Source organism: Gordonia pseudamarae (assembly GCF_025273675.1).
Classification (GTDB): domain Bacteria; phylum Actinomycetota; class Actinomycetes; order Mycobacteriales; family Mycobacteriaceae; genus Gordonia; species Gordonia pseudamarae.
In genome coordinates this window covers 2,988,647-3,003,433 of sequence record NZ_CP045809.1, presented here as the reverse complement: position 1 = coordinate 3,003,433, position 14,787 = coordinate 2,988,647, and the positions used below count along the sequence as shown (strand labels likewise).

The window sequence follows — 14,787 nt, the reverse complement described above, 5'->3', positions numbered from 1 at the left end:
ATCCCATGTCCTCACTTATCCGATAACTGAGGATATGGTGGATTGATGTCCTCACTTACCGGTGATCTTTCACCCTGGCCGACGGTGACCTGGGCCGAGGTCGAGTGGCGGCCGACAATCCCGCGCGATCTCCTGACCCGTGCGCAGCGCGAGCGCTACCGCGGACCGTATCGGGCGGCGGTCGTACCGCCGATTGCCGACAAGGTGCCCGTCGTTGCTCCGGACATCGTCGCGGCGGCCCTCGAAGCGTCGGCAATGGTGTCCCGGTTCGACGCCGATCTGGGCGACGAGGTCGCACCGTTCTCCTCGATCCTGCTGCGGTCGGAGTCGGCATCGTCCTCGCAGATCGAGAATCTGTCGTCGGGTGCCAAGCAGATCGCGCTGGCCGAACTGGGAAGCCGGGACAAGCGCAACGCCACCGCCGTCGTCGGCACTGTGGCGGCGATGCGCGCCGCGATCGGCCTGGCCGACAGGCTTGACGGTGACGCGATCCTGGCCATGCACCATGCGCTCATGGAAGATCAGGACCCTGACATCGCGGGGCGGTGGCGATCGGATGCGGTGTGGATCGGCGGCACAAGCATCGGACCGCACGATGCCGATTTCGTGGCGCCGCAGGCAGAATCGGTCCCCGGACTCGTCGGTGACCTCGTGGCCTTCGCCCGGCGGACCGATGTGGCCCCGCTGATCCTCATCGCCGTCGCCCACGCGCAGTTCGAAGCCATCCACCCGTTTCCCGATGGCAACGGACGCACCGGGCGCGCGCTGATCCAGTCGATGATGCGCCACTACGGCCTCACCACGAACGTGACCGTTCCAGTCTCTGCCGGGCTACTGCAGAACACGCAACGCTACTTCGATGCCTTGGATGCGTACCGGCACGGCGACGTCACGCCCATCGTCAGCGCCGTCGCCGGGGCTGCGCAGGTGGCTGTCGGCAACGGTCGCCTCCTGGTTGCCGATCTCCGTGGCGTGGCGGACTCGTGGGCGGCGCGGTTGCCATCGCGGCAGGGCTCGGCATCGCGGCGACTGCTTGACGTGCTGCTACGCCGGCCGGTCATCGATTCGGACACCGTCGCAGCCGAATTGGGAATCAACATCGGCAATGTCGGCCGCACCGTACAACCGCTCGTCGAGGCCGGAATCTTGCGCGAGTTCACCGGTTTCAACCGCAACCGGATGTGGCACGTCAAGGAAGTCACCGACGCACTCGACGCTTTCGCGGACCGCGCCGCTCGTCGCCTGAGCTGATCAGCCATATGAGGAGGGCCGATGAGGTGTACCAGCGATGATGTCGACGACGAACTGATCGAGAGCATACGTTCGCGCTTGGGTGAGGGACTGTCCACGCGAGCGATTGTCGATCGGGCGCTCAGGGAACTCGACCGTCGGCTCAAACAGGACGAACTCGCGGACATGACAGCGGACGGAGGGTTCGCGAGAACGGACGCACTTCTCGATCCGTCGGTGCGGGCGCGTGCCAGAAGGCGAGTGGCGTTTGACCCGGATGCCGCCACTTTCAGGGGTGGCTTGGCGTCTGTAAGAGTGGCTACGTGAGCTGGACCGGTCGGGTGAGAACACTGACCGCGTAGGCGTCGGGTTCGGCGCTCGCGCGGGCCGGCGGCGTCCCCGTACGGGACCAGACAGCGGACCGGCCCGCCGTCACCGAGTAGCCCTCACCTGTGGCTCCGGCGAAGCTCGCCATCACCACCGGTACGCCGCATTCGGCTGCGATTGCTCGTGCACGACGTTCTTGCTCGTCGAGTTCGTGCTCGTGGTGGACGACGCCGCACGCGTACACGTCGATTTCGGCGACCGCCAGCGAGTGGGTATACACGTCGTCACCGGTCCTTACCTTTCTAGATGGGGTGACCGGAGACCTGTGGTTTCGTAGGCTGTGAGTTGCCCTGGGGCTCCGGGTATGGCTGTCATCGTGTTGCTGGTGGGTACAGCTGAAGGAGAATGGCCGCCCGGTGTCCTGCGACGACTCGACCGCTGATTGAGAGACGCGATGCGATCGCTGTGTAAGGACACGCCGGGGATGTCGTCTGCAGGGATTCCTACTGTTCACCAACGACTCCGGAGGTAGGCACGAATGGCGAGACAAGTATGGGCCGGTGTCGACGCCGGTAAGACCGCGCATCACTGCGTTGTAATCGATACCGATGGGGAGCAACTTTTGTCGCGGCGGATCGACAACGACGAACCCGCCTTGACTGACCTGATCGCCACGGTCGGCGACATTGCCGCCGGTGGCGAGGTCACCTGGGCGATGGACCTCAACGCCGGCGGCGGGGCACTGCTGATCGCTTTGCTGATCGACGCGCAACAGAGGCTGCTTTATCTGCCCGGCAGGACCGTGCACCACGCATCGAAGGGCTACCGAGGTGACGGTAAGTCCGACGCTAAGGATGCGGCAGTCATCGCCGATCAGGCGCGGATGCGCCGCGACCTGCAACCCCTGCGCCCGGGTGACGACATCGCGGTCGACCTCAGGATCCTGACCGCCCGCCGGGCAGACCTGGTCGCCGACCGCACCCGTGCAATCAACCGGATGCGCGCCACCTTGCTGGAGTTCTTCCCTGCGCTCGAGCGAGCCATCGACTACAGCAGTTCCAAGGCCGGGTTGACCTTGTTGACCGGCTACCAGACCCCCGATTCGATTCGCCGTATGGGCCACGCACGACTGGAGGCCTGGTTGCGTAACCGCAAGGTGCGCAATGCAGCCGCGGTCGCGCAGACCGCCATGGACGCGGCGCATCAGCAGCACGTCACGGTCCGCGGTCAGCAGGTCGCCGCGCAGATCGTGGCTCGGTTGGCCAAGGAGGTGATGACCCTCAACAGCGAAATCAGCGACACCGAAGCGCTGATCGAGGACCGATTTCGCCGCCACCCGCACGCCGAAATCCTGACCAGCATGCCCGGCTTCGGGACCATCCTGGCCGCAGAGTTCCTCGCCGCCACCGGCGGCGACATGACCGTCTTCGGCACCGTCGACCGCCTCGCTGGCGTCGCGGGCCTGGCACCAGTTCCCCGCGACTCCGGCCGGATCAGCGGCAACCTGCACCGGCCGCGGCACTACAGCCGCCGACTGCTGCGTTCCTGTTATCTCTCCGCGCAGGTTGCAGTACACCGCGATCCCGTCTCGCAGGTCTACTACCAACGCAAACGCCGCGAGGGCAAGACACACGTGCAAGCAGTCATCGCGCTCGCACGCCGTCGTCTCAACGTTCAATGGGCCATGCTCCGCGACCAGAAGCCCTACACCACAACCGATTCCGCAACCCACGTCCACGGCGCGGCCGCCTGACAACACCCTCCGATTCTCACCCCCTCTGGGGCTTGACAACTTCATTGAGATTCTCCTTGCAGATCGCCAACCCGACCCGCCAACCTTTGACATCGATGACAGATGGTCCTGCACCGGGGGTGAAGTGCGCGGATTCGACACCGCCCAGAGCGGACTTGATGTGGGCAATCGAGGTGCCCGTGGCGTCAATCCTCAGCATCGCGATTGCTTTCGCTCCTTGATAAGTCACCGGTGCCCCGACGATCGCGACACCGTCGGTTCGGGCGCACGCGGACACGATCGGTTCCAGCGCGTCGGCATCATGATCCGGCGAGAGGGCTAACGCATCGTAGCGGTACCCGGTCAATGAGAGTTCCGGAAAGACAACCAGATCCGGTGTAGCTACGTCGATGACGTGTGCGTGTGCCCGCACCGTCGACGCGAGATCGGCAACGTGTGGCTGGGCGGCGACAACGCGCAGCCGCGACTGTGGCGAGGTCATCTGCCCAGTGTGCCCTGCCTGAACGGAAGTTTCGTAGACCGTGTGTTCCCGCGTCGTGAACTTCGTCCTGCGAATTGGATATCGCGACATTTGATCAGCGGGACGAAATCGACGACGCGGGAAGGTGATCAGTCTTCTACGTAGCTGGTCCAGGTGATGGGGTCGGGGTTGTTGCGTGGGCGGGTGCGGTTACGTGTCGGCCCCCCGCCGGGGTCTCGCTTCGCGTTGGCGGCCGATCACGTAGCGGCCGGGGGCGATCCCGGTGGCGCCGTGTTCGGGGTGGATGAGGTAGGCGACGGTGCCCGCGTCGAGAATGCCGAGTGCGAGGGTGCGCCGATCGTGGACGTGCGAATACCAGGTGCAACAACCTTGGTCGGCGACCAGGCTGTGCGGGTTGCCGCCGCCGGCGCTGCGGAGCAGTTCGATACCGGACGTCGGGACGGTGACGGCACGAGACGAGGGACCGGCAGTGACGGTGTCGGCGAGCAGGTGTTCGGGGACGACGATCAGATCGCCTTGTGCCTGGAGGCCGTCGATGACGGGGATCGACACACTGGTGTCGAGATAGTCCAGAACGTCGAGTCCGGAGAGCTCGGTCAAGGTGGCCAGAGTCAGTGCATTCATGTGGGTACCTGTGGTTGTCGGGAGTAGGTGATCAGGTGCGGCGGACGAGACGGGCGTAGTCGGCGCCGCTGATGCCGTACGTCCAGCCCGCCGCGGAGGGCGCATCGGAGATATCAGATGGCACGTGCAGTCCGTAGCGGCGACGATGACCGTCTCGTTCGAGAGAACCGTTCTCCACCAGCAGAAGTCGTTCGCCATTGAGCCAGACGAGCGGGGTGGAGTACAGGGTGAGCGACTGTCCGGGGTTGCCCGGATCGGGAGCGCTGCTGATGAGGGCGAGGTCGGCGGCGGCGAGGAAGTCGTCCCAGTCAAGTCGTTCGATGGCACACCGCCGTCAATCAGGGTGGTCTGCAACGATTCCCAGACAGTTGCCTCGATGATGTGTCCGGGCGGGGCGCCGGATCGTGCGGCGTCATCGGGCTTCTGGCGACGAAAGCGTGGTGGGGTCAGTCGGTGACTCGGCGGCCGATAGCTACGGTGTGCGCGGCCAGGGCCAGGCCACTGCCAGTCTCGTGGTAGTCGCCCCAGGCCAGGGCAACCGCGACGTTCAGCGGCACGCCGACCGGCTTGGTGCCGAGGTTGCAGACGATGCTCCATGATCGGCGATGCATCGCGAACCAGCCGGCGTCGGCGTCGTAGGTGACGGTCACCGATGCGAAGCTGCCGTCCGATAGCTCGGATTCACTGCTGCGCAAGGAGATCAGCGAACGGTAAAAGTCGAGCATCGCGGCGTGCTCGGGCTGCGCTGGTTCCGACCAATCGAGCGTCGACCGCCGAAAGGTTTCGGGGTCCTGTGGGTCGGGGACGTCCTCGGTGTGCCAGCCGTGTTCGGCGAACTCGGCGCGACGACCGGTGCGCACCGCATCGGCGAGTTCGGGTTCGGGGTGGGAGGTGAAGTACTGGAACGGAGTTCGTGCCGCCCACTCCTCACCCTGGAACAGCATCGGGGTGAATGGTGAGAGCACCACCAGTGCCGCTGTGATGGCGATCTGTCCGGAGTCGAGATAGGCGGTCGGGCGGTCACCGATGGCGCGGTTGCCGATCTGGTCGTGATTGCAGGTGAAGACCACGAGCCGGGACGCGGGCACGTGATCGACCGGGATCGGCCGGCCGTGATGCCGTCGCCGGAACGACGAATAGGTACCATCATGGAAGAAGCCGCCGCACAGCACTTTTGCCAAGCACGCGAACGACCCGAAATCGGCGTAGTAGCCCTGTCGTTCACCCGACACCGCAGCGTGGATGGCGTGGTGCACGTCGTCGTCCCACTGTGCGTCGAGACCGAAACCGCCGGCGGTCCACGAGGTGATGAGTCGTGGATCATTCAGGTCGCTTTCGGCGATCAACGACAGCGGCCGGCCGAGTTCGTGTGACAGCTCGGCGACCCGCACCGACAGTTCTTCCAGAATGTGGACGGCACGATGGTCGACGAGCGCGTGCACTGCATCCAGACGCAGCGCGTCGGCTCCGAAGTCGTGAAACCACCGCAATACACTCGCCATGATGTAGGCACGCACCTCGTCCGAATCGGCTTCGGCGAGGTTGATCGTCGAACCCCAATTATTCGCTCCGCCGGTAAAATACGGGCCGAACTCCGGCAGGTGGTTTCCGGATGGGCCGAGATGGTTGTAGACGGCGTCGACGATCACCCCGAGACCACGGGCATGGCAGGCATCGACGAACCGGATCAGACCATCGGGGCCACCGTACGGTTCGTGCACCGCGAACCAGCCGACACCGTCGTAACCCCAGCCGTGTTCACCGTTGAATGCGTTGACCGGCAACACCTCCACGAACCCCACACCCAGTTCGACGAGATGATCGAGGCGGTCGACCGCAGAATCGAATGTGCCGCCCGGTGTGAAGGTGCCGATGTGCAGTTCGTAGATGACATCACCGTCCAGTGCCCGACCCGACCATGGCGCCGGAGCCGGGGGAGTGTGCACCTGCGACCAGCCGTGCACGCCTTCCGGCAGGCGCAGTGAACGGGGATCGGGCACCGGATCACCGCCGTCGACGGCAAACGCGTATCGCACGCCATCGGCCGGGGAACCGAGCTCGCCCGCCGTCTTTGCGGGAACCGACCACCAGTCGTCGTCGTCGCGAACCAGGCCCACTACTCGAACCCCATCGGGCAGCTCGACGTGTAGGTCGACATGCTGCGCGAGAGGCCCCCACACGGCGATGTCGGCGATGGTCGTGGGTGCCAGCGGATGCCAGGAAGAAGAACTCACTCCCTCACGCTATGCCCACGTGGCGTCGGGTGCACGGCTTCGCGGCGGCGCCTCTGGTCTGAAGCTATCGCCCGCCGGGTACTACGTGGATAACCGCACCCGACCGGGCGAGTCCGTCGGATATGAATCCGTCTGCCGGTGGTCCGTCCGAGTGAGGTTTCGTATCCACTGGTTCACGTGCGTTCCAGGATGGCGACGGGGGATTGTGCGCGCAGGTCGGCCAGGAGTGCCTGGCCGGTGAACGTTCTGCCGGTGGTGGGGTCTGTCCAGGTGCCTGCCGGCAGTTGAACCGTGGTTCCCGACGGATCGAGCCGGTGGGTACAGCGAGCCGTTACCACCACCACCGATCCGTCGCCGGAGCCGCGGGCGAATGCGACCACGTGGGTCGCGGCGGGACCGTCTGCGGTGAGCGGCGTGTAGCTGCCGCCGGGGGCGAACGACGATGGATGCCGGCCACGTATCGACAGCGCCAGTCGCACCAGCTCCGTCTTCTGATCCGGGGCGCGCGAATAGTCGACGGGGCGGCGGTTGTCGGGGTCGACCAGCGAATCGTCCCACCATTGGGTGCCTTGATAGATGTCCGGAACACCGGGGCCGAGTATGGCGATCGCCTTGCGGGCCAAGGACTCCCGAATCCAGGTGGGAGCGATGAGGCCGACGAAGGTGCTGATTGCCGTGGCGACGGATCCGGTGGTGACGGTATTGATCCAGACGCTCAGCTCGGTCTCGAACGTCGCATCGACGGCGGTCCACGTCGTACCGATACCGCCTTCCCGGGCGGCCTTCCGGGCGTAGTCGTGCAGCCGGCGACGTAATGGAGCCTCGAGAGCGTCGTCGGGTATTCCGTCGGCGTCGACCGGCCACACACCGATGATGTTCTGCAGCAGGAAATATCCGGTCAACGGTTCCGGCGGCGGGGCGTCGCGCCAGACGCGGCGAACCAGAATGCTCCACCGCTCCGGCACCTGCGCGATCGTCGCGATTCGGGCGCGCACATCCTCGCCGCGTTTGGTGTCGTGGGTCGATGTCGCCGTCAGCGCCGCCGGCCAGTCGCGCGCACGTGCGATGTTGATGTCATGGAACTGGCCGGGGGACATCGCCGGCCCGGCCGGATCGCCACCGACCTCCTGCGCCGACACCAGCCGCGCGGTCCGGTAGAAAATACTGTCCTCCACGCTCTTCGCGGTCACCGCACCGCAGGTCTGCGCCAGCCGCGAGGACACCCGCCCCGGCTGCGCCGTCAGTTCGGCGATGGCCGCGAGCGCGTCGGCGAGGTGCGGCCGGTCGGCGATCACCCGGTCGGCGGCGTACAACAGCCGTCGCCGCAGCGACGGATAGTCGGCCCGGTACACACCCAGTTCGGCGATCAGATGGGCCGAGGCCTCGGCGATCCGGGCCTCGGGCAGGCCCTGGCCCGTCGGCAGCGACGAGGCGATCGCCCGGACCAATCGGCGATGCTCGGACGGGAACATCTCGGTGAGGGTGAGCAGCTTACGGGACTGTTCGGCCTCGGTGATCCACACGGCGTCACCGGGATTGCCGACGATCCGGTCGTGGATCTCGGCCAGCTCCACCACACCGGCCGACGGTGTGAACACCGCGTCGATGACCCGTAACTGCTCGTAGCCGGTGGTACCGTTCACCGGCAGCGTCGGTTCCAGCGCCTCGTCGGTGGCCAGGATTTTCTCGATGTAGATCAATCGTTCGTCGCCGAGCAGCTCGCGCAGGTTGCGCAGGTAGTCCTGCGGATCCCACAGCCCGTCCGGATGATCGACCCGCACACCGTCGATAAGGTCGGCCATCAACAGGTGGGCGATCCACTCGTGCGTGGCGGCGAACACCCGCGGATCCTCCTGCCGCAGACCGGCGAGCTCGTTGACGGTGAAGAACCGCCGATAGCCGACGAGTCCGGAGTTCCACGGCACCAGCCGGTAATGCTGCCGGTCATGGACCTGCGCCGCGGTGCCTCCCGCCGTAGCCTCGGCGACCGGAAACGCGTGATCGAAGTACCGCAGAACCGAACCATCGTCGTCGGTGGTCAGATCCTCCGGCCCGGCATCGGTGCCGAGCACCGGCAACGCGATCTTGCCGTCGGCGCCGTTGTCCACGGAGAAGTCGACATCGAAGAAGTCGGCGAACTCCGAACCGGCTCCCTTGGCCAGCAGATCGGCGAACCACGGATTGGCCATCGCATCGGCCACCCCGGTGTGGTTGGGGACGATATCGATGATGATCCCCAGACCGAGTTCGGTTGCGGCGCCGCGCAGCCGGGTCAAGCCATCGATGCCGCCGAGAACCTCCGCCACCCGCGGCGGCGGCACCCAGTCGTAGCCGTGCGTCGAGCCTGGCATCGCGGTCCCGATCGGCGACAGATACAGATGGGACACACCGAGATCGGCGATATGCGGCAGAACCGCGATCACATCGTCGAACCCGAAATCAGGCGTCAACTGGATTCGGTAGGTCGCCACCGGGTGTCGCAGCACCATCAGGATGTCTTCCGCAGCACCAGCACCGACCTGCCGCGCACCGGCAGCGCCTCCTCCGCGGCCGCCGACACCTCGGTGTCGCCGGTGGGGTGCGCCGTATCGAGCACACCCTCCCAGGTCAGCCCGTACCACGACGGTGGTAGATGAAAGTCGATCATGTCGTGGTGGGCGTTGAAGCAGATGAAGAAACTGTCGTCGGTGATCGTGCGGCCGCGGGTGTCGGTTTCGCCGATGCCGTCGCCGTTGAGGAACACCGCCAGCGACTTGCCGAACCCGCTGTGCCAGTCGTCGGTGGTCATCTCCTGCCCCGCAGGCGTCAGCCACGCGATGTCGAGGGTCTGGTCGCCCCACCGGATCGGATTGCCCGCGAAGAACCGGCGCCGGCGCAGGACCGGATGCCTTGTCCGCAACGCGATCGCCTTGCGCGTGAACGTCAGCAGATCGGCGTTCTTGTCCGTCAGTGACCAGTCCATCCACGCCAGCGGCGAATCCTGGCAGTACACATTGTTGTTGCCCTGCTGCGTGCGGCCGATCTCGTCGCCGTGCGCGAGCATCGGGGTGCCCTGCGACAGGAACAGGGTGGCCAGGATGTTGCGCTGCTGGCGCCCGCGCAGATCCAGGATCTCCGGATCGTCGGTGGGGCCCTCCACACCGCAGTTCCACGACCGGTTGTGACTTTCGCCGTCCCGGTTGTCCTCGCCGTTCGCCTCGTTGTGCTTTTCGTTGTACGACACCAGATCCCGCAGCGTGAAACCGTCGTGCGCGGTCACGAAGTTGATGCTCGCCAACGGCCGCCGGCCGGTGGCCTCGTACAGATCCGACGACCCGGTCAGCCGGGATGCGAACTCGCCCAGCGTCGACGGCTCGCCACGCCAGTAATCACGCACCGTGTCGCGGTACTTGCCGTTCCACTCCGTCCACTGCGGCGGGAAATTACCCACCTGGTATCCGCCCTCGCCGATGTCCCACGGCTCGGCGATCAACTTCACCTGACTGATCACCGGATCCTGTTGCACGATGTCGAAGAACGCCGAAAGCCGGTCCACATCATGCAGTTCACGCGCCAATGTCGATGCGAGGTCGAACCGGAAACCGTCGACGTGCATCTCCAGGATCCAGTACCGCAATGAATCCATGATCAGCTGCAACACATGGGGATGCCGGGCGTTGAGGCTGTTGCCGGTGCCCGTGTAATCCATGTACATCTCGCGGTTGTCGTCGACGAGCCGGTAGTAGGCATGGTTGTCGATGCCGCGGAAGTTGATGGTCGGGCCCATGTGGTTGCCCTCGGCGGTGTGGTTGTACACCACATCGAGGATCACTTCGATTCCCGCCTTGTGGAATTCGCGGACCATCGCCTTGAACTCGGTGACCGCCGCCGCCGGGCGATCCGGGTCGGACGCGTACTCGATGTGCGGAGCCAGAAAGCCGAACGTGTTATAACCCCAGTAGTTTCGAAGGCCCTGTTCGCGCAGCACGGTGTCCTGCATGAACTGGTGTACCGGCATCAGTTCGATCGCCGTGATGCCCAGCTCCGTCAGATGGTCGATGATCGCCGGATGGCACAGCCCCGCGTACGTGCCGCGCAATTCCTCCGGAACCTCCGGATGGGTGGCGGTCATTCCCTTGACGTGGGCCTCGTAGATGATCGTCTGATGGTACGGATGTCCCGGGGTGTGATCGTTCTGCCAGTCGAAATACGGATTGATCACCACTGACAGCATCGTGTGGCCCAGCGAATTGAGCTGTGGCATGGCCGGATCCGATGATGCCGGCGCCGCCGCATCGTCGGCCGCGGGCTCGGTATCGTCGTCGCCGGAATCGGGGACCGGTGTGGCGTCTTCCACCGCATCGACCAGGACATCGGTGCTCGGCTCCGGTGCGAAGTCGGCCACCGCACCGGAATCCGAGGTCACCGGATCATCCTGGGTCGGGTCGTCCGGAGTCGGGGCGTCCATAGTCGGATCGTTGTGGTCCGGATCTGTTGCGGCAGAATCAGTCACGGTCCGGGTGTCGCCCGGGTCCGCGGAACCGGAATCGGGATCGGTGACGTCGGGTGAGGACTTATCGGCCGCGTCGGGTGAGAACACCTGCGGCACCGGCACCTCCGGTGTGGCGTCCCCGTCCGGTGTGGCTCGGTCTTCGATACCGGGTTCGGCCTTCTGGGCCAACCTGTACGAGAACAACGAGGCGTCCCCGTCGAATTCACCGTGAAAGGCCTTGCCGTACGGATCGAGCAGCAACTTGCTCGGGTCGCACCGCAGACCCGCCGACGGATCGTACGGTCCGTGCACGCGGAAACCATAGAACTGGCCGGGGCCAACATTCGGCAGATAGCCGTGCCAGCAGTAGCCGTCGACCTCCTCGAGCCTGATCCGGCGCTCATTGCCGGCGTCGTCGATCAGGCACAGGTCCACCGCCGTGGCCACCTCGGAGAACAACGAGAAATTGGTGCCCGCACCGTCGTATGTGGCACCCAGCGGGTACGGCGTACCCGGCCACACCTGAACAGGCGGGGGTTTCGGACTGACGGTATCGGCCGGTCCGCCGGGCTGTGCGGGCTCGGTCGATTCCGCGCTCGGTGCATCCATGGGAGAACCCTATCGGTGATGACCGCACCGGTCATCTCGACCAGCACATCTCACCCGCCGCCCGGTGTCACCGACCCGCCCAGTCGAGGGCCAGGCCCATCTGGCGTTCGACTTCGTCGGTCAGGCTGCGCACATACGTGGCGCTCAGATGATGCCAGTCCTTGTACACGATGATGTTGCCGATGATCGCCGGACAGAGCGGGTCCGGGACACTGCCCGGCCGCTGACACACCCCGTCGGACACGTCGAGCGGATGGAACAGGGGACGGGTCGCCGCCACCGCCCGCGCCGGATCGACATCCAGTAGCGCCGAGACGCGGCGGGTCGCGCAGTCGGTGGCCGAACCTCCGTCCGCCAGGCATGTCGGTGTGTCGATCCCGCCGTGACTGTTGTGCGGCCACGGCGTGTCACGCATCCCGAAGATGGGGATGCCGGCATCGAGGAAGGTATCGAAGATGGGCAGATAGTCCGGCGGCACCCAGTCGCCGAACGCGGTGTCGTGGGGGCGGGTCGAGGTGGTGAACACCGCGTCCGGCCGGTCTTCGAGGACCCGCTTCACGACCCGCTGCCCCCACTCGTAGCACTGCGGATACGGCACACCGCGCTGCTTGGGTTCGGGATCGGTCGACAGCGGGCAGCCCATCTTCAGGTACGTCTTGACCGTGAAGTCGTTGCGTTTGCCGATGATGTTGAGCGCGGTGATCCACATCTCCGAATGCGAACCGCCGACCAGTGCGATCGTCTTGCTGCCGTTCGGTGCGCCATAGGTGCCGACGTGGATCTCGCCGTCGGTGAAGTCGCTCATGAATCCGTCGGTGGAGGTCTCCGGATAGTCGTGCAACACCTTGAGCGGCGACGGCTGCGGGGCGACCGCGGGTACGGGTACGCCGTGCAGAAATGCCCGCGCACCCGGATACACGGCCGGATCCAGATCGCGGGTGTCGACGACGGTCGCGGACACGTGATGCTCCCACGCCTTGATGCCCACGCCCGCCACCATCGTCAGCAGTACCAGGACCGCCGACACCACCGCCCGATAGGAGAGCCAGGCGACACGGCGCGATGCGTGCCGCGGTCCGGCCCCACCACGCAACGGATCTTCGACATACCGTTTGGTGAGCCAGGCCAGGGCGATCGAGACGGCCAGCAGGCCGACCCCTTCGAGCACACCGGCCTCGTCCGCACCACGCCAGGACAGGTAGAAGATCAGCAACGGCCAATGCCACAGGTACAGCGAATAGGCGATCGATCCCACCCATACCGGCCACCGCCCGGCCAGTAGCCGATTGACCTCCGGCATCGGTCGGGGTCCCTCACCCGGACGGCTCGTCTCCTGGGCGACGGCCCCCGCCCAGATGATCGCCAGCGTCGCCCCGACCGGCACCAGCGCCATCGGCCCCGGATACTCATCGACGCCGTCGATCCACCACCCGCACGAGACGATCAGTGCCAGTGCCGCAACGGTGACAACATTGCGCACCATCCGGTGCACGCGCATCGTCGGCAGCCAGATCGCGAGCAGACCGCCGGCCAGTGGTTCCCACACCCGGGCGAAGGTGTCGAAGTAGTTGAACGGCTGGTTGATCGCCATCCGGTGCTGCGCCCAGGCGAATGAGGCGGCAGCCACCGCGAGCACGGTCGCGCCGATGATCGTGCGGATCACCGTGGGCCGCGCCCGCGGCGCGAGCACCCTGGCGCCCACCTTGAGCAGGCCGGCCAGAGCAAGTGCCGTCACCAGCGTGACCAGGAAGAACTGACCCTGTACCGCCATTGACCACACGTGCTGCAGCGGGCTGTTCGCCGAACTCGCGGCCAGGTAGTCCTGCGAGTTCCAGGCCAGATACCAGTTCTGGTAGTACAGCGCACTCGCGATGACCTCGCGGCCGACGTTCACCCAGCGTGTCTGGGGAAAGATCAGCACCGTCAGTACCGTGACCGCCAGCAACATCGTGAACAGCGCGGGAAGCAGTCTGCGTAGCAGCCGTGACAACCGGGGCCAGGGATTCAGTGTGGCCCCGAGGCTGACGCGCGGCGCGTGCGCGCCGATCGCGTGCCGCAGCAACGACCCGAGGAAGAAGTACCCCGACAGCGCCAAGAAGACGTCGACACCGCCCGATACCCGGCCGAACCAGATGTGGAAGCACGCGACCAGCATGATCGCCAGCCCGCGCAGTCCGTCCAGATCGGTTCGGTGGGCGGGCACAGCCTTCGGGGCCGGCACCTGGGCGCCGGTTTCCACAGCGTTGGGGGCTGCCACGTTGTGCCTCAGTCCTCGGTATGTTCGGGTGCCGACGGCCGGGTCGGCCCGGACCCGAGGGGTGCGCGTGCCGACCCCTATCAACCTACCGGGCGAACGTGCCCGAGCAACGGCGGGACATGCCCCGAACACACCTGGACCCCGGCGTCGTCCGTGTGATTCTCACCCCGCCGATGTCGCATTCGCCCGTGTGCGGGCACCGTCGATGATCACCCCGAGCGCGTCGGTGAACTCCGTGGTGAAGTCCCGGCCCGACGGTCCGGTCACCGCCAGCCGTTCCATCTGGGCGCGGGTCTGTTCCTCGATCGTCAGGCCCAGCACCAACTGGCACAGGGCTGTCGACACGCCCCGCGCATCCCGCTCGGCCAGGCCGGCCCGTCGTGCGGCCGCCGCGATCTCGTCGGCCACCTCGGTCGTCGACAGGCCGCTGGCCCAGCTCGACGACACCACCTCGGCGCTGTCCGGCACGGCCAGCAGCGCCGCGCGCATCCCGGTGGCCAGCCACGCCAGGCGTTCGTCCCACGGCAACGATTCCGGTGCCGGGGCGATGTCGCCGAGAATGTCGTCGGCGAGGGCGGCCAGCAGCGTCTGTTTGTCGGTGAAATGCCAGTACAGCGCGTTCGGCCGAACACCGAGTTCGGTGGCCAGTCGGCGCATCGACAGGTCGGCGAGGCTGTGCTCGGTCAGGATGCCGCGGGCCGCGAAGAGGATGTCGCCGCGCGTGTTGCTCACGGGTACAGGGTAGGGGATCGGGACCGCCTCCTGTACGCCGTACAGGTATCGCCTGTACAGTGTTCAGGA

Annotated in this window: 11 protein-coding genes; 2 read left to right on the top strand and 9 right to left on the bottom strand. The window is 66.0% G+C overall.

Annotated elements, in window-relative coordinates:
* Nucleotides 1–45: 45 nt before the first annotated feature.
* Nucleotides 46–1,251: a Fic family protein gene (locus tag GII31_RS13175; RefSeq protein WP_213243698.1), complete on the top strand. Its 1,206-nt coding sequence runs from the start codon at nt 46–48 to the stop codon at nt 1,249–1,251.
* Between the two features lie 298 nt (nt 1,252–1,549).
* Here GII31_RS13175 and GII31_RS13170 read toward each other — a convergent pair whose 3' ends face one another.
* Nucleotides 1,550–1,837 carry a hypothetical protein gene (locus GII31_RS13170; RefSeq protein WP_213243694.1) on the bottom strand — a complete coding sequence of 96 codons (288 nt, stop codon included), beginning with the start codon at nt 1,835–1,837 and terminating at the stop codon, nt 1,550–1,552.
* A 258-nt stretch (nt 1,838–2,095) separates the two neighbouring features.
* On the opposite strand from GII31_RS13170, the gene GII31_RS13165 reads away from it, so the two are divergent.
* A complete protein-coding gene (locus tag GII31_RS13165; RefSeq protein WP_213243249.1) occupies nt 2,096–3,310 on the top strand; it encodes an IS110 family RNA-guided transposase in 1,215 nt (404 codons plus the stop codon).
* 16 nt (nt 3,311–3,326) lie between these two features.
* Here GII31_RS13165 and GII31_RS13160 read toward each other — a convergent pair whose 3' ends face one another.
* The 8 genes from GII31_RS13160 to GII31_RS13125 form a co-directional block, all read right to left on the bottom strand.
* A complete protein-coding gene (locus tag GII31_RS13160; protein ID WP_213243692.1) occupies nt 3,327–3,791 on the bottom strand; it encodes a carbon-nitrogen hydrolase family protein in 465 nt (154 codons plus the stop codon).
* Between the two features lie 189 nt (nt 3,792–3,980).
* On the bottom strand, nt 3,981–4,415 hold the full coding sequence (locus tag GII31_RS13155; RefSeq protein WP_213243690.1) for a hypothetical protein: 435 nt from the start codon (nt 4,413–4,415) through the stop codon (nt 3,981–3,983).
* Nucleotides 4,416–4,446: 31 nt separating this feature from the next.
* Complete coding sequence (locus GII31_RS13150) at nt 4,447–4,593, bottom strand: hypothetical protein (protein WP_213243688.1); 147 nt, start codon at nt 4,591–4,593, stop codon at nt 4,447–4,449.
* 268 nt (nt 4,594–4,861) lie between these two features.
* Nucleotides 4,862–6,649: a malto-oligosyltrehalose trehalohydrolase gene (gene treZ, locus GII31_RS13145; RefSeq protein WP_246221864.1), complete on the bottom strand. Its 1,788-nt coding sequence runs from the start codon at nt 6,647–6,649 to the stop codon at nt 4,862–4,864.
* Between the two features lie 173 nt (nt 6,650–6,822).
* The gene (gene treY, locus GII31_RS13140) at nt 6,823–9,138 is read right to left on the bottom strand and encodes a malto-oligosyltrehalose synthase (RefSeq protein WP_213243686.1); all 2,316 of its coding nucleotides are present in this window, start codon (nt 9,136–9,138) and stop codon (nt 6,823–6,825) included.
* A complete protein-coding gene (gene glgX / locus GII31_RS13135) occupies nt 9,138–11,729 on the bottom strand; it encodes a glycogen debranching protein GlgX (RefSeq protein WP_213243684.1) in 2,592 nt (863 codons plus the stop codon). Before glgX ends, treY begins: the two co-directional genes overlap by 1 nt.
* A gap of 67 nt (nt 11,730–11,796) precedes the next feature.
* Complete coding sequence (locus tag GII31_RS13130; RefSeq protein WP_260839974.1) at nt 11,797–13,986, bottom strand: acyltransferase family protein; 2,190 nt, start codon at nt 13,984–13,986, stop codon at nt 11,797–11,799.
* 162 nt (nt 13,987–14,148) lie between these two features.
* Nucleotides 14,149–14,718: a TetR/AcrR family transcriptional regulator gene (locus GII31_RS13125; RefSeq protein ID WP_213243682.1), complete on the bottom strand. Its 570-nt coding sequence runs from the start codon at nt 14,716–14,718 to the stop codon at nt 14,149–14,151.
* Between the last annotated feature and the right edge of the window lie 69 nt (nt 14,719–14,787).

Excerpts from the sequence above, each read along its gene's own strand:
- GII31_RS13175 (WP_213243698.1), top strand. The coding sequence starts at position 46 with ATGTCCTCACTTACCGGTGATCTTTCACCCTGGCCGACGGTGACCTGG.
- GII31_RS13165 (WP_213243249.1), top strand. The coding sequence starts at position 2,096 with ATGGCGAGACAAGTATGGGCCGGTGTCGACGCCGGTAAGACCGCGCAT.
- GII31_RS13160 (WP_213243692.1), bottom strand. The coding sequence starts at position 3,791 with ATGACCTCGCCACAGTCGCGGCTGCGCGTTGTCGCCGCCCAGCCACAC.
- GII31_RS13155 (WP_213243690.1), bottom strand. The coding sequence starts at position 4,415 with ATGAATGCACTGACTCTGGCCACCTTGACCGAGCTCTCCGGACTCGAC.
- treY (WP_213243686.1), bottom strand. The coding sequence starts at position 9,138 with ATGGTGCTGCGACACCCGGTGGCGACCTACCGAATCCAGTTGACGCCT.
- glgX (WP_213243684.1), bottom strand. The coding sequence starts at position 11,729 with ATGGATGCACCGAGCGCGGAATCGACCGAGCCCGCACAGCCCGGCGGA.